We start from the raw sequence: 17,505 nt of genomic DNA, 5'->3' as shown, positions 1-17,505 counted from the left end.
GCCTTAGGCGCCCTGCATCGGCGGCTGGAACAGGCCGGTCGGCGAGGCCGTGAAGATCTCGCAGCCGTCTTCCGTCACGCCGATCGAGTGCTCGCACTGGGCCGACAGCGACTTGTCGCGGGTCACGGCCGTCCAGCCGTCGCCCAGCACCTTCACCGCCGGCTTGCCCAGGTTCACCATCGGCTCGACGGTGAAGAACATGCCGGCCTTCAGCACCGCGCCCTGGCCGGGACGGCCGAAGTGCAGGATGTTGGGGGCGTCGTGGAACACCTTGCCCAGGCCATGGCCGCAGAAGTCGCGCACGACGCTGCAGCGCTGGGCCTCGACGTAGGACTGGATGGCGTGGCCGATGTCGCCCAGGGTCGCGCCCGGCTTCACGGCCGCCAGGCCGCGGGCCAGGCTTTCATAGGTGATGTCGACCAGGCGGCGGGCGCGCGGGCCGACCTCGCCCACGCCGTACATGCGCGAGGTGTCGCCGTGCCAGCCGTCGACGATGACGGTGACGTCGATATTGGCGATGTCGCCCTCGCGCAGGGTCCAGTCGCCCGGGATGCCGTGGCAGACCACGTGGTTGCGCGAGATGCAGACGGTCTTGGGATAGCCGCGATAGAACAGGCAGGCCGGCAGGGCGCCGTGGTCGAGGATGAACTCGCGGGCCAGCGTGTCGAGATGATCGGTCGAGACGCCGGGCACGACGTGCGGGATCAGCATGTCCAGGCACTCGGCGGCCAGGCGGCCGGCGCGGCGCATGCCCTCGAAGTCTTCGGGCTTGTGGATCTTGATCTGGCCCGTGCGGGTCTCGGTCTCGATCTCGAAGGCGTCGTCGAGGGTCATGGGCGGTTCAATCTCAAACAGGGGCGCGGCCACGCGGCGCGCAGGAAACACAGATGCCGGTCGGGCTTATGTCGCGACCATAGCATGAAATTTCAACCGGTGGCGCCGAGTGCTTCCCTCCCCCATCAAGGATGAGGGAGCGCCTCAGAGCCTCCACACGATCGGCCGCGCGATCCGGATCTCCTGCGTGCTCATGGCGCAGGCCCAGACCATGACCTCAACCCCCGCCTCGGCGGCGCGGTCCAGGCCGGCGGCGAAGGCTGGATCGAGCTCGCGGCAGGCCTGGAACTCTTCGCAGTCCTCGCGCTGCACGACGAACAGCGCCACGGCGCGATGGCCCTCGCGCACCTGGGCGGCGAGGTCCTCCAGATGGCGGGTCGAGCGAGCGGCCTTGCAGTCGGGGAACTCGGCCAGGCCCGGGCTGCGGGAAAGGTGGACGTTCTTGACCTCCAGCCAGCACGGCGGCCGGTCGGGATCGGTGAGCAGAAAGTCGACGCGGCTGGCGGCGGCGTACTTCACCTCGGGCCGGATCGAGGCGTAGCCGGTCAGCTGCGGGATCACCCCGCCGACCAGGGCCTCGGCCACCAGCTTGTTGGGCAGCAGGGTGTTGATCCCCACGAGTCCGGTTCCGTCGGGACCCGCGGCCTCGACCAGTTGCAGCGTCCAGGACAGCTTGCGCTTGGGGTCGTCGGAGTACGAGACCCAAGCCCCCTGCCCCGGCCGGTTCACGCCCAGCATGGCGCCGGAGTTGGGACAGTGGGCGGTGATCTCGCGGCCGTCGTCCAGCACCAGGTCGCAGAAGAACCGCTTGTAGCGCTGGACGATGCGACCGCGGCTCAGCGGTTGCGGAAGACGCACGATACCGAGGGCGTCAGTTCGCGGAGCCGCCGTCGGGGGCGTCGGTGCTGTTGGGCGCGCGGCCCTCGAGCAGGATGCGGGCGGCTTCCTTGTCGGTGTCGCGCTGGGCGGCCGTGGTGCAGACCCGGACCGGACGGTTGCTGCCGACGACGCGCTCGCGACGGCACACGACGCCGGCGTCCTTCTTCTTCTCGGCCTTCTTGTCAGCGGCGGCAGGCGCGGTGGCGGCGTCCGTCGGGGCGACGGTCTGGGCGGCGGCCGAACCGGCCACGGCGATGGAGATCAGGGCGGAGACAACGAAGGCGCGCATCACGGCTCGATGGTTAAGCTGAAAGATGCAGCGATAAGCTGTCACGCCGACCCGGGTGTCAATCGAGGGTTGGGCGCGCGCGAACCGCATCGATCGTACGACGCCGTTGCCCGCCGCCCGGGCTGGCCTTAAGTCCTAGTGGCGACAATAGGAGCGACGCGCATGACGGCCAGCAAGGATCGGGTGACGGCGGCGGTGCTGATCATCGGCGACGAGATCCTGTCGGGCCGCACCCAGGACGTGAACCTCAACGCCATCGCCAAGTACCTGGCGACCTACGGCGTGGATCTGTGCGAAGCGCGCGTGGTCCCCGACGTCGAGCAGGAGATCGTCGAGGCGGTCAACGCCCTGCGGACCAAGTACGACTACCTGATCACCACCGGCGGCATCGGCCCCACCCACGACGACATCACCGCCGATTCGGTGGCCAAGGCCTTCGGCGTCACCGCCCCCGAGCATCCCGAGATCATGGCCCTGCTGCGCGAGCGCTGGGGCGAGCCCAACGCCGCCCGCCGCCGCATGGCGCACGTGCCCGAAGGCGGCACGCTGGTGAAGAACCCCGTGCAGGGCCCGCCCGGCTTCCAGAAGGAGAACGTGTTCGTATTGGCCGGCGTGCCGGCGATCATGCGCGGCATGCTCGACGACGTCGGCCCGCGCCTGCGCACCGGCGCCGTCGTGGTGGCCACGACCGTGCGCGTCACCGGCACGGGCGAGGGCACGATCGCCGCCCCGCTGGAGGCGGTCGCGAAAGCCCACCCGGACCTGTCGATCGGCAGCTATCCGTTCTTCGCCCCGCCGGACCTCTACGGCGCCAGCCTCGTCATCCGCGGCCGCGATCCGGCGCAGGTCGAGGCCGCCGCCGTCGAGCTGGAAAAGACCTTGGCCGACCTCGGCGTTTCGAACGTCGAGCGGCTGGAGGCCTGAGCTCCCGGCCCTACTCCTCGTCGGCCGCCAGCAGCGACTGGGCCAGGCCCAGCAGCGCCCGCTGGGTCTTGGGGCCGGCGGCGGCGTAGGCGTGCAGCAGGTCGAGCGCGCCGGGCAGGGTCAGCGCCGCCAGCATGGCCGAGTCCTCTCCGGACGGCGCGTCCTCGCCCACCAGGGCGGCCACCGTCGTCTCCAGCCGGCCGGCGATGCGCACCAGCATCGAGGCCGAGACGCGGTTCTCGCCCCGCTCGTATTTCTGGATCTGCTGGAAGGTCAGGCCCAGCGCCGCGGCCAGGTCGTCCTGGCTGACCTTCAGATAACGACGACGAATACGGATGCGGGTTCCGACCGCGAGGTCGATGGGATCCGGGCCGGTTGTCGTCATCGATATTATCCGAAGCTCACAGAACTCGGCTATCTATCGACGTAGCCGTCATCGGCCGCAACGCACCTCCCTCTTAGATCGAGTAGTTTCCTCCCGCTCGCCCTCATGCCCGACACGCCCCACATCACCGCCGGCCTCGAACTGTTGACCAAACGCGAACGGGAAGCCCTTCGCCTGGTCAGCGAACACAGGCTTTCCAAGGAAATCGGCCCGCTGATGGGGGTTTCCAAGTCGCGCGCCGACGCCCTGGTCGAAAGCGCCTGCCGCAAGCTTGGCGTCAACGGCCGGCGGGCCGCCGCCCGGGTGCTGAGCGAGCATGAGCGAGTCGCCGGGACCGTGGGATTCGCCGCCGGGGACTATGGGATTCAATCCCACCCCGATCCAATCGGACTGGCGGGCGCCCCGCTCTCCTCGCCACCGTCGGCCTCGCAATCAACCGAGGCCTTCGACCCCAGTGAAAGAGTTTCCCGACAACACCATCCCGCCGCCGGCCAACACGACCTGCCTGCAGGAGCACCGACTGGGCCTGCTGGTCTGGAAGGCCCGCCAGATCCGCCAGGCGGTGACCGCCTTCGAGCAGGCCTGGCCGCCCCTGCCGCCGGAGCCGGCGCTCCCGGCCTTCGGCTGGTCGCAACTCCAGCGCCAGCTGACCGACCTGGCGCCGCCGGAACTGCAGCCGCTGGTGGCCGACCTGGTCTCGGCGATCCGCAAGGAATCGGCGGCCAAGCCGGCCGAGATGGTGCTGAGGGAGATCCTGACCATCACCGCCACGGTGCTGGACGATGGCTTCCGCGAGAAATACGCGGAGGATCCGACCATGCTCTGACCCCCGCCTTCCGCCTCCTGGCCGTCCTGGCCATCGCGCTCGGCTTCGCCATGCTGATCGGCGGGCTGCTCAGCGCGCGCCAGGTGGTCGAGCTCTTCCAGAACCTGCGCCACGGCTGAGGCCGCCTTCCCCCAGGAGGCGCCCGCCGGCGCCTTCGATCACCGTCCGGAGCGCGCCTGCCGGAGCGCCGGACTTCCGAGGGGACACCGCTTCATGAACCGCCGCATCGTCGCCGAGCACCTCGCCACCCGCCTGTTCACCGCCGAAGAGGCCGTGGACAACACCCTGGCCGCCATGGGCGAACTGATCGCCGCCATGCCCCGCGCCCGCCTGCAGGCCAGGGTCGCCGCCGGGGTCGGCCAGCAGGCCGTCGACCACGTGATGGAGGCCGCCTCCGGCCTGGCCGACGTCCGCCGCTCGCTGATCGCCGCCCACGGCGCCCTGGCCGACGCCAAGGACCAGATCGGGCTGCGCCGCGTCACCCTGGTGGGCGGCGGCGACAAGGCCGAGGACGGCGATCCCACCCGCACCGGCTTCCTGGAGGTGGTGAAGTCGGCCTGATCAGGGTCTTCCGCCTCTTCCGACGCCCGCGATTCGTCGCGACAATGGCCCCCGGACACTGTTCGGGGGCCTCATGTTCAGCATCCTGCCGACCCAGCTCGGCGCCGGCGCGATGTTCGTGGTCTGCGGCGTGGCCTTGTGGATGGGCGGCCGGCTCGAGCGCGTGCTGGCCGTCGCCACCATGCTGGCCTGGGTCGGCTCGGCCCTGGCCGAGATCGAGGACAAGAGCCTCACCCAGTGGGGCATCTTCGCCATCGACCTGGTCTATCTCAGCGTGCTGGTCGGCCTGACCCTGTTCGACCGGCGGATCTGGCTGCTGTTCATGACCGCCTTCCAGCTGCTGATCGTGCTGACCCACGTCGCCTTCGCGCTGGACCGCTCGCTGCGCCAGTGGGGCTTCTTCTCGGCCTACTACCTGTGGAGCTACGCCGAACTGGTGGCGTTTGCGGCGGGGCTGGGGATGCTGGCCTGGCGGCGGCGGGCGCGCTGAGCGCCTGGTGCGGGCAGCCGGGGTCGAACCGGCAAGGCCTTGCGGCCGGCGGATTTTAAGTCCGCTGCGTCTACCAGTTTCGCCATGCCCGCACTGGTAAGCGAGGCCTAGCCCAGCTTGCGGGAGGCGTCGAGCCCTCAGTCCACCGTCCAGCCGCCGTCCACCACCAGGGCGCTGCCGGTCATCAGGGCGCTGGCGTCCGAAGCCAGGAACACCACCGCGCCCATCAGGTCCTCGACCTGGCCGAGGCGCCCCAGCTTGATCTTGGAAAGCACGCTGTCGAGGAAGGCCTGGTCCTCGAAGAACGGCCGGGTCAGCGGGGTCTCGATGAAGGTCGGGGCGATGGTGTTCACCCGGATCCCGTGCGGGGCCAGGTCCAGCGCCATGGCCTTGGACAGGCCCTCCAGCCCCCACTTCGACGCGCAGTAGAGGCTGCGCCGCGCGCCGCCGACGTGGCCCATCTGCGAGGTCAGGTTGACGATCGAGCCCCTCACGCCGGCCTCGAGCATCCGCCCGGCCACGGCCTGGGCGACGAAGAAGGCGGCCTTGAGATTGAGGTCCAGCACGGCGTCGTAGTCGTCCTCGGTCACCTCGGCGAAGGGCTTGGGACGGTTGGTTCCGGCGTTGTTGACCAGCACGTCGAAGGCCGGCGTCGCGGCGGTGGCGGCCTTCACCGCCGAAAGATCGCCGACGTCGAGCACAAGCGCCTGCGCCCGCCCGCCCTCGTCGCGGATCGCCTGAGCGGCCGCCTCGATCTCGCCCGCCGAACGGGCCGCCAGGGTCACCTCGGCCCCGGCCTGCGCCAGGGCCGCGGCGGCGGCCAGGCCGATGCCCCGTCCCGCCCCCGTCACCAGGGCCCGGCGGCCATCGAGGCGGAACGAGGGGGTGCGCGGCAGGTCCAAGGCCCCTACTCCGCCGCCAGCACCGGCGAGGCCGCGCCCGCATATGGCACCTCGCGACCGCCGTAGCGGCGCACGCGGATATTGGCCTGCTCGCCGTGGCCGGCGAAGCCTTCCAGGGCGCACAGGCGCGAGCAGTATTCGCCGACCAGGGCCGAGGCCTCGTCGGTCAGCACCTTCTGGTAGGTGCAGGTCTTGAGGAACTTGCCCACCCACAGGCCGCCGGTGTAGCGGGCCGCCAGCTTGGTCGGCAGGGTGTGGTTGGTGCCGATCACCTTGTCGCCGTACGAGACGTTGGTGCGCTCGCCCAGGAACAGCGCGCCGTAGTTGGTCATGTGGCGCAGGAAATAGTCCGGGTCGGCGGTCATCACCTGCACGTGCTCGGAGGCGATCTTGTCGGCGATCTCGACCATCTCGGCGTCGCTGTCGGCGAGGATCACCTGGCCGAAGCTCTCCCACGCGCGACGGGCGATGGCGGCGGTCGGCAGCACCTCCAGCAGCTTCTCGATCCAGGCGATGGTGTCTTCGGCCAGCTTGCGCGAGGTGGTCAACAGGATGGCCGGGCTGTCGGGGCCGTGCTCGGCCTGGCCCAGCAGGTCGGTGGCGCACAGCTCGCCGTCCACCGTGTCGTCGGCGATGACCAGGGTCTCGGTCGGGCCGGCGAAGAGGTCGATGCCCACGCGGCCGAACAGCTGGCGCTTGGCCTCGGCTACATAGGCGTTGCCGGGGCCGACCAGCATGTCGACCGGCGCGATGGTCTGCGTGCCCAGCGCCATGGCCGCCACGGCCTGCACGCCGCCCAGGCAGTAGATCTCGTCGGCGCCGGCCAGGGCCTGGGCCGCGACGATGGCCGGGGCGGGCTTGCCGCCGAACGGCGGGGCGCAGGTGACCACGCGCGGCACGCCGGCCACCTTGGCCGTCAGCACCGACATGTGGGCCGAAGCCAGCAGCGGATACTTGCCGCCGGGCACGTAGCAGCCGGCCGCGCCCACCGGGATGTGCTTGTGGCCCAGCACCACGCCCGGCAGGGTCTCGACCTCGAGGTCGAGCAGGGTCTCGCGCTGCTTCTGGGCGAAGTTCTTCACCTGGGCCTGGGCGAACTCGATGTCGGCCAGGTCGCGGGCCGACAGCTGGTCGATGCAGGCCTGGATCTCGGCCGGCGACAGGCGATAGCTTTCGCGATCCCAGCCGTCGAACTTCACCGACAGGTCGCGCACCGCCGCGTCGCCGCGGGCCGCCACGTTGGCGAGGATGCCCTCCACCGTCTCGCGCACCGCCCGGTCCGCGTTCGCCACCGCCGTCACGTCCGCGCCGGTCTTCAACCACCTGGCCATGGTCTTGTCCTCCTGGGATCTCCCGGAAGGACGTGTGGCCCGGATCGGCGGGGCCGGCGCGCGGTTCGGCGGGAACGGTCGCTGGGTGGAGACGCGCCTCAGGCCGCCATGCGGTTGGCCCGGCGCCAGGCCTGGGGCGCCATGCCGGCCGAGCGGCGGAACAGGCGGCACAGGTGCGACTGGTCGGCGAAGCCGCACTGGTAGGCGATCTGGCTCAGCGGGTCGCGGGTGGCCAGCATCAGGTCCTTGGCCGCCTCCAGCCGACGGCGGGTGATGTAGGCGTGCGGCGTCTCGCCGAAGGTGGCCTTGAAGGCCCGCCCGAAATAGCTGGCGCTCAGCGCCACCAGCTCGCCCAGAGCGGCCGTGGTCAGCGTCCCGTCGAGGTTCTCGTCGATGTGCTTGCGCAGCTTGCGGGCCTGCCAGGGAGCCAGGCCGCCCTGGATCGGCGCGGTCGCTCGCGCATCCACGCCGACGACGATGGCCGAGGCCCGGGCGACCAGGGCGCGGGCGGCCTGGGCGTCCGGCTCCAGCGAGCGCTCCAGCGCCGCCAGCACCTCGCGCAGGTCCTCGAAGGTGCGGGGCTCGCCCGCCAGGTCGCCGGCCATCCGAAGACGCGCGACGGGGGTGGCGGAAACGGTGTCGACGGCGAGGAAGGACATGGTTTCGATCCCTGGCTGGAGCGCCCCCCAAGGGCTCTCTCTTTTCGGGGATCATTGTTCTGCCCGCGACGGCCGCGCCGCCATCGCACCTGGGCTTATCGTCGCGCTCCTTGGGTGTGGCGGCCTCATACCCAGGTATGAGAGCGGTATCGTTGGGGGTGGCCCGCGCGACCTCGACGGACGCGCGGGCCCCGGGTCCTACGCCTTGGCCAGCGAGGCGCTGTCGATCACGAAGCGGTACTTCACGTCGCTCTTCTGCATGCGCTCGTAGGCGGTCTCGATCTGCTGGATGTCGATCTTCTCGATCTCGGAGACGATGCCGTGCCGAGCGCAGAAATCGAGCATCTCCTGGGTCTCGGCGATGCCGCCGATCAGCGAACCGGCGATGGCCCGGCGCTTGAAGATCAGGGCGGCGACGTCGGGGCTCGGGTGAGCATGTTCCGGCACGCCGACCAGGCACAGGGTGCCGTCACGCTTCAGGAGGGCGGTGAAGGCGTCGAGGCTGTGGCTGGCCGAGACGGTGTTGAGGATGAAGTCGAAGGTGTTGGCGTGGGCCGCCATCTCACCTTCGTTGCGCGACACCACGACCTCGTCGGCGCCCAGGTCCAGGGCGTCCTGGCGCTTGGCTTCCGAGGTGGTGAAGGCCACGACGTGCGCGCCCATGGCGTGGGCCAGCTTGACGCCCATGTGGCCAAGGCCGCCGATGCCGACGATGCCGACCTTCTTGCCCGGACCGACGTTCCAGTGACGCAGCGGCGACCAGGTGGTGATGCCGGCGCAAAGAAGCGGGGCCACGGCGGCCAGCTGCTCCTCGGGGTGGCTGATCTTCAGCACGAAGTCGTCCTTGACGACGATCTGCTGTGAGTAGCCGCCCAGGGTGTGGCCGGGGGCGTCGTTGGTCGGGCCGTTGTAGGTGCCGACGAAGCCGTTCTCGCAGTATTGCTCCAGGCCGTCGTCGCACGAGTGGCAGTGCTTGCAGCTGTCGACCAGGCAGCCGACGCCGACCACGTCGCCTTCCTTGAAGCGGCTGACCTGGCCGCCGACGGCTAAGACGCGGCCGACGATCTCGTGGCCAGGCACGCAGGGGTACAGGGTGCCGGCCCATTCCGAACGCACGGTGTGCAGGTCGGAGTGGCAGACGCCGCAGTAGGCGATCTCGATCTGGACATCGTTCGGGCCGACGGCGCGGCGCGTGATGTCCATCGCTTCCAGCGGCTTGTCGGCGGCGAAGGCGCCATAGGCTTTGATGGCCATGTGCAGGATATTCCGATTGGCTTTTTGGGGAGGCGGAGACCCGGGGAGAGGTCTCGCGAAGCCAAACTAGCGCGCGCGCGACAGTAAAATTAGCGGCTCAGATTTGCACGGGCTGATGAGCACATTTCATCAATCTCCCCCTTGCGCACCTCCGACGCAAGGCAGCTTCAGCACGAAGCTCGCGCCCTCGCCCGGCGCGGAAACCACCGCGATCTCGCCGCCATGGGCCTGGACGATCGTCTTGCAGATCGACAGGCCCATGCCCATCCCGCCCGCCTTGGTGGTGTAGAAGGCGTTGAACAGCTGGGCCTGCCGCTCGGGCGGCACGCCGGGTCCGGTGTCGGCGACCGACAGCGTCACCATCGCCTCATCGGCCGATCCGCGGATCGTCAGCACGCGCTCTTGCGCCTCGGCCATGGCCTGGGCGGCGTTGACCATCAGGTTGACCAGCACCTGCTGCAGCTGGACCCGGTCGCCCTCGACCTGCGGCAGGTCGGCGGGGACCTGCACCCGCAGCGCCACGTCGTGCGTGGTCAGCTCTCGCCGCACCAGCAGCACCGAATCCTCGACCAGAGGCCCCAGCGAAAGCCGCGTCTTCTCGGGCTCGCCCTTCACGGCCATGGTGCGGATGCGGCCGATCACGCCCGAGGCGCGGTTGGCCTCGCCGATCATCCGGTCGAAGGCCCGCCCCACCTCCTCCAGGTCCGGCGTCGCGCGCCGCAGCCACCGCAGTCCCGCCTCGCCGTTGGTGACGATGGCCGACAGCGGCTGGTTGACCTCGTGGGCGATCGAGGCGGTCAGCTCGCCCAGGGTCGAGATCCGCGCCGCGTGGGCCAGCTCGGCCTGCACCCGCGCGAGGTCTTCCTGCGCCCGCAGGCGATCGGTGATGTCGATGACGCCCACCAGGGTCGCGCCCTGCGGCAGGTATTCGCGCGGATAGCAGCAGGTGAACAGGCCGTCGAACTCGCGGCCGTCGAAGGTGCGGAAACGCGCCTCGCTCTCGTAGTGCGGCTTCTTCTCCAGCGCGGCGATGACGCTGGCGGCGAAGACGTGCTCGCTGCACGGCGGCCAGAAGCGGTCGACCGGCCCCAGCAGCTGCTCGCGCGTGGCCTCGAACAGCTGCAGAGACTTGTCGTTGACGTCGACGACCTGGCTGGCCTCCATCATCTGCCGCACGAAGCGCGGGTTCTCGGCGATGTGGGCCCGCAGGCTGGTCACGCCCTTGGCGCGAAGAGCCCCGAACATGCCGGCCAGGGCCGAGAAATCCAGCTCCCAGAACGACACGCTCATGGCGTGGAAGACGTTGCGGAAGCGATACTCGCTGCGGCGCAGGGCCTCCTCGGCCTTGCGGGCCTCGGTGACGTCGCGCCCCGTCTCCAGCACCTCGACCCCGCCCGACACGTCGCGGCGCAGCGACCAGCGCAGGGCGATCACCGCCTCGCGGCCGTCGGCCAGCCGCCGCGTGACCTCGCCCTCCCAGCGCCCTTCGGCCATCAGGCGGGCGGTGATCTGGTCCAGCGGCGCGGGAAACACCGTGTTCAGAAGATCCGGCGCCAGCGCGCCTCGCGCGACGTCGCGGCCATGGCCGTACAGGGCCTCGCAGCCCTGGTTCCAGAACAGGATCCGCCCCTCGAGGTCGCGCACGAGGATCGGCTCGTGGGCCGCGTCCAGCAGCCCGGCCAGGCTATTGGCCGATATGTCCAAGACATCGCCCGTACGGTCGTGCATCGAGCTCACCGAAGGATGCGCTCCCCCATTGTTGACGCCGCGCCGGCGGCGGGTCCAGCTATTCGTCCATGTCCAATCCGACGGTGCACATTGTCGACGACGACGGCCCCCTGCGAGAGGCCCTCGACAGCCTGTTCCGATCCGTCGGGCTGGAGACGCGCCTGTTCGGCAACGCCCAGGACTTCTTCCGCTCGGGACATGCGCATGACGCCGGCTGCCTTGTCTTGGACGTTCGACTCCCCGGGGTCAGCGGCCTCGACTTCCAGGCCCAGCTGAACGCCGCCGACATCCGCATGCCGGTGGTGCTGATGACCGGCCACGGCGACATCCCCATGACCGTGCGCGGCATGAAGGCCGGCGCCGTCGACTTCCTGGCCAAGCCCTTCCGCGACCAGGACATGCTCGACGCGGTGATGGCCGCCATCGACCGCGACCACGCCTTGCGAGCCGAGCGCTCGGGCCTGGACGACCTGCGCCGCCGCTACGAAACCCTGACCGCCCGCGAGCGCCAGGTCATGGCGCTGGTCGCCGAAGGGCTGATGAACAAGCAGATCGCCTTCGAGATCGGCCTGTCGGAGATCACCGTGAAGATCCATCGCGGCGCGGCCATGCGGAAGATGCAGGCTCGCTCGGTGGTCGAGTTCGTGCGCATGGCCGAGCAGCTGGGCGCCGCCGCGACCTGACGCCACACACCCGAGTATAGTTCCACGCGCTCGCCGCTTGCGGCAGATAGGAGGCTCGTCGCCGCCGCTCGCCCGTGCGGGCCGCCGGGACCGAAAGGGTCGAGTTGGTGTCGCAAGCCCCGTTGATCGCCGTCGTGGACGACGACGAAGCCATCCGGACCTCGCTGGAGGCTCTGATCCGCTCGCTGGGTCACCGCGTCGCCAGCTTCGATTCAGCCGCGGCCTTCCTGGCCTCCGAAGTCTCGGACGACGCCGACTGCCTGATCAGCGACGTGCAGATGCCCGGCCTTTCCGGCTTCGACATCCAGCAGGCGCTGGGCGAGCGCGGCGTGCCCACGCCCGTGATCCTGATCACCGCCTTCGACGACGATCGCGCCCGCACGCGCGGCCTCGACCTGGGGGCCACCTGCTTCCTGAAGAAGCCGTTCAGCGGCGCCAGCATCATCGGCTGCCTGGAAACCGCCCTGGCCCCGCGCGCGAAATCGCCCGACGCCTGAAGCGCCCGGGCCAGGCAGCCCCGCTCGCCTTAGGTTCTACCCACATTGAGGCTCAGTGCGTGGCCCTCGCCCTTCGACGAGCTCAGGGTGAGGACCATCTACAGACCCAAGCGATAGAAAAACCTCATCCTGAGCTTGTCGAAGGACGAGGTTTTCGTCTCAGCCGATGAATATCGCTACGCCCTAAAGCACCAGGTCCCCGGGCTCGGCCAGGGGCACGAACAGCGGCAGGCCGCTGTCGATGGCCTCCGCGCCGGCCGTGGTCGCGGCCAGCGGGTCGTGGTTCCTGAGATCGTGGAAGTTCATGCCCGTGGCCTCCTCCAGATCCTTGATCGCGATCTGGAAGGTCCGATAGGCGCCGAGTCGGAAGCCTTCGACGGCCTCGCTGCGGTTGCGATCCTCGAGCAGCTTGCGGATGAGGTGGCCCTGGCTCAGCAGATAGGCCGTGGCGTGCAGGGCGTCGCGGCCGTCCTGAGTCTTCACGGCCATCACCGCGACCTTCCAGAACTCCAGCGGCACGCGGACGCCGCCCTCCTCGTCGAGATACTCGTAGTCGCCGTTGAGGACGGGACCGGTGAAGATGCAGGCCCTGAAGCCCTCGGTGCGGCTGTTGTCGAGGATGTAGTTCTCCAGCCCCTGCCACAGGGTCTTGCCCTGGTTCAGCAGCGAGTGCTGCGGCGCCGAGTTCGTGTAGTGGAAGGTGTCGAAGTTGGCCTGCAAGGCGTCGTCGCCCCAGTTGGGGTCTTCGCGGCGGACCATGTGCCCGCGGTCGATGGCCTGATCCGCGTAGTGCTTGGCCGTGTATTGCGAGGCTGGATCTATCCGGGCGTCGACGAACCACTTGTCGTCGCCGCGCTTGATGCGCACGGCCCTGCCGCCGTCGATATTGACCGCCGTGACGGCCGGCAGCTTCAGCGCTTGCGAGAACTGCACGCCGAAATGGGTGTAGCGCAGCTCGTGCGGGCGATCGGCCAGCGCGTCGACGGGCTTGGCCAGCCCCGCCTCGATGGACGCCTCGAGCTTGGGCCAGGGAACGGGCAGGTCCTCGCCCAGGAAGAGCTGCTCGTAGCCTCCGCGGTCCTTCAGGTCCGCCGCCTTGTGAACGCCGTCGGCGGCCTCGACGTGAGTTTCCTGGAACACCGCGCCGGCGACGGTGGTGCGCGAGCCGAAGGCCAGGCGGCGCAGGGTGCCGGCCGAGACCGCGCTGTTGGCCACGCCGTATTCGCCCGCGAAATGCAGGCCCACCACCGCGCGACTTTCCAGGCTGATCAGGGCCGAGCCGGAATTGCCGCCCAGCGAGGTGCAGTCGTGGCTGAGAATGATGCCCGCGGTGGCGGGCCGGGTGATCTCGCCGGGCGCGAAGCGCTTCACGTCGTAGAGGCCCCGGAAATACTGCTCCATGGCCGTGACGTCGTTGCGGGTGTCGTAGGCGGGATAGCCGACGAGGGCCACCAGGTCGCCCTGTGCGGCTTCCTTCTCGGCCAGTTCCAGGCGATCGGGCCACGACCAGTCGACGCCGTTCGGCCGCGCCACGCGCAGCAGGGCGACGTCCGCCTCGGTGTCGTCGGCCAGGTACTCGACGGCGGTGGCGGCCGCGTTGCGGGCCTCGCTAAGCTGGGCCTCGACCTCTTCGTTGAAGTCAATGCTCGCGCCGTAGCGGACGCCGGTGAAGGGCGAGCGGACGAAGACGGCCTTGCCGTCGAGGCTGCGCTTGGCGACCAGCTTGGCCACGTGGCGGTTGGTGACGACCAGGGCGTCATTCTTCGAGCGATCCACGACCCAGCCCGTGCCGCCCCAAGCCATCTCGTGGTTCACGAACTCGATGCGTCCCACCGAGGGGATGGCGGGTTCGGCCCCCTTGATCAACCCGACAATGCTGCTCGGAAAGTCGAGCAGCAGTTCCTTCTCGATGACGACGGCGTTGTTGCGGACCACCAGCGGCGGGCGGCCTGTCAGACGGACGATCGCCTCCAGCGCCATGGGATTGACGCCGACGCTCTCAAGCCTGCCGGGCTTGGCCTCCAGGGCGCGCGCCACGGCGTCGGCGTCGAGAACCGAGGCCCGAAGACCCAGTTTGCGCAGGTTCTCGCCGCCGCCGTTGGCCAGGCTTTCAGCCGCCTTGCCCAGGCGCGGCAGCAGGCTCTCCAGCCTGCCCCGGCTTTCTTCCAACTTGTTGCTCATGACCAGTCCGTCCCTTGAGGTTCGATTGCCAGGATCGCCAACGCGGGCACGAAAGCGGCGGGGATCCAGCGCCGCGAAAGCTTGGAGGCCGCGCGCAGGGCCACCTCGCGAGGCTCCTTGGGCGTCTCTCGAGCAAGGTCGTCTCGCAGCTGGTCGAGCTTGGCGGCCCGCAGGACCCGCGCCGTTCCGGCCTCGTCGCCGGCCCAGGCCGCCAGCTGCGCGCGCGCGGCCTCGCCGGGCGAGCCGCTGTCGAAAAGTTCCTCGAGGCGATCCTCGGTGACGACGTCGAGACCGGTCTCCACGCCCCGCCAGCCGCGCGGCGCTCGCCCATAGCGCCACCAGCCCGCGGCGGTGCTGCGCCAGCGCTCGGCGCCGCGGCCGATCGCCCGCAGGTCCTGATCGCGCAGCAGAAAGCCGGCCGCCGACAGCCATTCGGCCGTGAGCCCCAGCGCCGACAAGGTCGTGGCCGGCGCGGCGGGGTCGTGGCGCAAGGCCGCGAACTCGGAAAAGGCCTCGACCCGCGCGTTCAGCATGTCCCGCAGGCGTCCGTCGCGCCGGTCGCGCAGCAGCCACTCTCCGAGGTCGTCATACGGCGACAGGATGGCCATGGCCTGGGCGTCTCTCGCCCTGGAAAAGAAGGAACGCTTCTCGGCGGCCGCGGTCGGGTCTATGCGCCGCCGCCGCTCCTCGGCGATCGAAAGCGCGGTCGGCAGGTCCTCGCGGGGCGCATCGAGCGACCAAAGCGCCCGGACCGCCGCGGCGGTGTCGGTGCGTTCCTGGAACAGGCGTCTGGGCGCGACGGCGAATCCCAAGGCGCCGGAGGCCAGGTTGGACTTGGAGGCCAGGATCAGCCGCGTCGTCCGATCGAGCCTGTCCTCCTTCCCCTCCTCGCGGAACCAGCGGCGCAGGTCGGAGAACCGGAGCTCGGCCCGCATCTCCAGCCGGACCAGCGCCGCTTCCGGCCAGACGTCGAACAGGGCTTCGTCCCATGGACGAGACCAGGCCCGCTCGTCCGCCAGCCCGCGGGCTTCACGCCAGCGGCCGGCCCGCCAGAGCAGGACCAGCGCCGCCTCGGCCGCTTCGCCGACGGGATCGATGGAGGCGGGCCGAAAGACGTTCTCGTAGAAGGAGATCGCCTCGGTCAGATCGCCCCGGCCGATCAGCATGCGCAGTTCTCCGGCCGCTTCGGCCGAGACCGGGCCCGCCGGCGCCGCCGCGTAGCGTCGCCCCACATGGCTCCGCTCGCCCCGGGCTCTCAGCACCGCGTCGCGGGCGGGCGCGGGCAGATCGTCCAGGTCGTTTCGCGCGAAGGCGATGCCCGCTTCCAGGTTCATGCCCCTCAGCGCGTCGTCCCCCTCCCAGCGCGTGGCCTGAAGCCGGTGGTAAAGGCTCTCGGCGGCCGCCCAGGGCGCGGCCTGACGCGCGAACCACCGGGCCGCGCGTCCATGCAGCTTGTGCGCGAGGCCGGAGCGCTCCTCGTAGAGCCTGCCCGCCAGCCGTCGACGAAGGTCGGGGTGAGGCTCCAGCCAGCCGGCGGCGGACTGCCCCCTGATCAACCAGGTCTGTTCCTTGAGACCTGCCCACAGTTCGGCGGCATCGACCCGGCTCAGGCGTCCCCGGACGACGATCGGCGCGATGACCTCGCCCAGCAGCCGGCTGTCGAAGCGGCGAAACAAGGGGACGAAGCGCGCGATCTTGCCGTAACGGCCGCCCAGGCGTGATTCCAGGCTGCGATAGAGGGTGACGGTCGCGCCTTCGTCTCGTTCCAGGCCGGCCGCGCCCTCGCGCCGGGCGACCGCGCCCAGCAGGCGCAGCCGCATCGGGTCGCCTTCGGCGCGCCGGATGATCTCGTCCCACAGCTGCGGAGGCGTCCCGGACTGCGCAAGCAGGGCCGCGGCGTCGGTCTCCGTCAGACTGTCGAGGGTCAGGGGCACGGCCACCCGGCCCTGGACCGGCTCCAAGGCGTCCCCCCGACCGGCCGCGACCACCACCAGCGGACCCAGGCCGGCCCTACGCAGTTGGTCGAGCCATTCGAACAACTGGCCCGGGTGGGTTTCGCCACGGCCGCGCAGCACCTCCAGCGTGTCCAGCACGATCACCAGCCTGCGGTTGGAATCGTGCAGATAGTCGGAGAGCGCTTCGATCAGGGCGTATGGCAAAAGACCTCGGCCTCTGCCGCCCTTGACCCTGGCTTCCCGCGTGGAGGCGGCCTCGAGACGCGCCGCGCGCAGTTCGGCGGCGATCTCCGGCGCCTGGCTGGCGACCTGCCGCGCCAACTCGAGGCTGAGCCCCAGGCGATCCAGCACATCCAGACAGGCGCGATCGAAATCCAGCCGCGCGACGACGACGTTCACGCCGCTGCCGGCCACCTGCCGCAGGGCATGCTCCAGAAGCGTCGACTTGCCGATCGCCGGCAGGCCGCCGACATAGAGCGCCCGGACCTGGCTTTGCCCATCCTCCGGGGCGCAGATCCAGTCGACCAGCGCCTGGGACAGATCCGCGCGCCCATGGAAGCCGTCCTCCAGCAGCAGGTCTCCGCGACGCTTCTGGTCGGCGCGGCTCAAGGCCGCCTGCACCCGCGCCAGCAGGGACGCCGCCGGGGCGAACCCGCCGCTCCATTCCAGCGCCGCCGCCAGCCTCGGCAGATCGGGCAAGGGCCCGTCGCTCCCCGTCTCCGTCGCCTTCAGCGCGGCCGTCACCGCGGCGGTCGAGAAGTCGCCCCTGCCGTCCAGCGCATCGAGCAGATCGCTCGTCGCTGGATCCACGCCCTGTTTGCGACGCCAAACCTTGGCGACCTCGAGCAGCCCCTGCTCGGAAAGCCGCTTCAGGTCCCAGGCGCGTTCGCTGGCGCGCAGCAGCCACGCTCCCGCCTTTCCGACGCCGGTGTCGCAGGCCGCCGCCAGCGCCGCCGACACCGAGACGGCCAGGTCCAGCGGCCGGTCGGCGCCGAACGCGCCCGCCGCACGCAGCGCGTCGCCCGGCGCGAAGGGCCCCGAAAGGGCCGCGTACTCACGTGCGAACCCGATCGCCTCCTCGGCGCCGGCCTCCATCACCGTCAGCGAAGGCGCCGCCGCGTCCAACT

17 protein-coding genes, 1 tRNA gene and 1 pseudogene are annotated in these 17,505 nt (G+C 70.2%); 7 read left to right on the top strand and 12 right to left on the bottom strand.

The genetic code is table 11. The features are described 5' to 3' along the window. Positions 1-3: 3 nt before the first annotated feature. The 3 genes from map to DDF62_RS08470 form a co-directional block, all read right to left on the bottom strand. Positions 4-834 carry a type I methionyl aminopeptidase gene (map, locus tag DDF62_RS08480; RefSeq protein WP_116488712.1) on the bottom strand — a complete coding sequence of 277 codons (831 nt, stop codon included), beginning with the start codon at positions 832-834 and terminating at the stop codon, positions 4-6. A 144-nt stretch (positions 835-978) separates the two neighbouring features. Continuing rightward, positions 979-1,692: a DNA/RNA nuclease SfsA gene (gene sfsA, locus DDF62_RS08475; protein ID WP_116488711.1), complete on the bottom strand. Its 714-nt coding sequence runs from the start codon at positions 1,690-1,692 to the stop codon at positions 979-981. Between the two features lie 13 nt (positions 1,693-1,705). Then, complete coding sequence (locus DDF62_RS08470) at positions 1,706-2,002, bottom strand: hypothetical protein (RefSeq protein WP_116488710.1); 297 nt, start codon at positions 2,000-2,002, stop codon at positions 1,706-1,708. A gap of 162 nt (positions 2,003-2,164) precedes the next feature. Between DDF62_RS08470 and DDF62_RS08465 the strand changes: the two genes are divergently transcribed. After that, positions 2,165-2,926 carry a competence/damage-inducible protein A gene (locus tag DDF62_RS08465; protein ID WP_116488709.1) on the top strand — a complete coding sequence of 254 codons (762 nt, stop codon included), beginning with the start codon at positions 2,165-2,167 and terminating at the stop codon, positions 2,924-2,926. A gap of 10 nt (positions 2,927-2,936) precedes the next feature. On the opposite strand, the gene DDF62_RS08460 is transcribed toward DDF62_RS08465, so the two are convergent. Next, positions 2,937-3,311, bottom strand: coding sequence for a helix-turn-helix domain-containing protein (locus tag DDF62_RS08460; RefSeq protein WP_116488708.1), 375 nt, complete (start codon positions 3,309-3,311; stop codon positions 2,937-2,939). 105 nt (positions 3,312-3,416) lie between these two features. Here DDF62_RS08460 and DDF62_RS26620 point away from each other — a divergent pair. The 4 genes and pseudogenes from DDF62_RS26620 to DDF62_RS08440 form a co-directional block, all read left to right on the top strand. Then, positions 3,417-3,605: pseudogene (locus DDF62_RS26620) on the top strand (LuxR C-terminal-related transcriptional regulator); the annotation flags it as partial. Positions 3,606-3,765: 160 nt separating this feature from the next. Then, positions 3,766-4,137: a hypothetical protein gene (locus DDF62_RS26470; protein WP_279629663.1), complete on the top strand. Its 372-nt coding sequence runs from the start codon at positions 3,766-3,768 to the stop codon at positions 4,135-4,137. 213 nt (positions 4,138-4,350) lie between these two features. Continuing rightward, positions 4,351-4,698, top strand: a complete 348-nt coding sequence (locus DDF62_RS08445) for a hypothetical protein (RefSeq protein WP_116488707.1) — start codon at positions 4,351-4,353, stop codon at positions 4,696-4,698. A 73-nt stretch (positions 4,699-4,771) separates the two neighbouring features. Next, entirely contained in the window at positions 4,772-5,188 is a 417-nt protein-coding gene (locus tag DDF62_RS08440; RefSeq protein WP_116488706.1) for a hypothetical protein, read from the top strand. A gap of 5 nt (positions 5,189-5,193) precedes the next feature. Here the strand turns inward: DDF62_RS08440 and DDF62_RS08435 are convergent. From DDF62_RS08435 to DDF62_RS08410, 6 genes are all read right to left on the bottom strand, one after another. Then, positions 5,194-5,280: transfer RNA gene (locus tag DDF62_RS08435), tRNA-Leu, on the bottom strand. A gap of 45 nt (positions 5,281-5,325) precedes the next feature. Further along, entirely contained in the window at positions 5,326-6,090 is a 765-nt protein-coding gene (locus DDF62_RS08430; RefSeq protein ID WP_116488705.1) for an SDR family NAD(P)-dependent oxidoreductase, read from the bottom strand. A 5-nt stretch (positions 6,091-6,095) separates the two neighbouring features. Next, positions 6,096-7,421 carry a histidinol dehydrogenase gene (hisD, locus tag DDF62_RS08425; RefSeq protein ID WP_116488704.1) on the bottom strand — a complete coding sequence of 442 codons (1,326 nt, stop codon included), beginning with the start codon at positions 7,419-7,421 and terminating at the stop codon, positions 6,096-6,098. Positions 7,422-7,519: 98 nt separating this feature from the next. After that, the gene (locus DDF62_RS08420; RefSeq protein ID WP_116488703.1) at positions 7,520-8,080 is read right to left on the bottom strand and encodes a helix-turn-helix transcriptional regulator; all 561 of its coding nucleotides are present in this window, start codon (positions 8,078-8,080) and stop codon (positions 7,520-7,522) included. A 198-nt stretch (positions 8,081-8,278) separates the two neighbouring features. After that, a complete protein-coding gene (locus DDF62_RS08415) occupies positions 8,279-9,334 on the bottom strand; it encodes an NAD(P)-dependent alcohol dehydrogenase (RefSeq protein WP_116488702.1) in 1,056 nt (351 codons plus the stop codon). 129 nt (positions 9,335-9,463) lie between these two features. After that, positions 9,464-11,062: a sensor histidine kinase gene (locus tag DDF62_RS08410; RefSeq protein WP_116488701.1), complete on the bottom strand. Its 1,599-nt coding sequence runs from the start codon at positions 11,060-11,062 to the stop codon at positions 9,464-9,466. A gap of 68 nt (positions 11,063-11,130) precedes the next feature. On the opposite strand from DDF62_RS08410, the gene DDF62_RS08405 reads away from it, so the two are divergent. Further along, positions 11,131-11,745 carry a response regulator transcription factor gene (locus DDF62_RS08405; RefSeq protein ID WP_116488700.1) on the top strand — a complete coding sequence of 205 codons (615 nt, stop codon included), beginning with the start codon at positions 11,131-11,133 and terminating at the stop codon, positions 11,743-11,745. Positions 11,746-11,852: 107 nt separating this feature from the next. Then, entirely contained in the window at positions 11,853-12,242 is a 390-nt protein-coding gene (locus DDF62_RS08400; RefSeq protein WP_116488766.1) for a response regulator transcription factor, read from the top strand. A gap of 183 nt (positions 12,243-12,425) precedes the next feature. Here DDF62_RS08400 and DDF62_RS08395 read toward each other — a convergent pair whose 3' ends face one another. Together DDF62_RS08395 and DDF62_RS08390 are read right to left on the bottom strand one after the other, a co-directional pair. Then, the gene (locus tag DDF62_RS08395; RefSeq protein ID WP_116488699.1) at positions 12,426-14,423 is read right to left on the bottom strand and encodes a DNA/RNA non-specific endonuclease; all 1,998 of its coding nucleotides are present in this window, start codon (positions 14,421-14,423) and stop codon (positions 12,426-12,428) included. Further along, positions 14,420-17,503, bottom strand: a complete 3,084-nt coding sequence (locus DDF62_RS08390) for an ATP-binding protein (RefSeq protein ID WP_244286755.1) — start codon at positions 17,501-17,503, stop codon at positions 14,420-14,422. The genes DDF62_RS08395 and DDF62_RS08390 overlap by 4 nt, the downstream gene beginning before the upstream one ends. Between the last annotated feature and the right edge of the window lie 2 nt (positions 17,504-17,505).

Origin of the sequence: Caulobacter radicis (assembly GCF_003094615.1) — a bacterium.
GTDB lineage: Bacteria > Pseudomonadota > Alphaproteobacteria > Caulobacterales > Caulobacteraceae > Caulobacter > Caulobacter radicis.
This window is presented reverse-complemented; position numbering and strand designations above follow the sequence as displayed.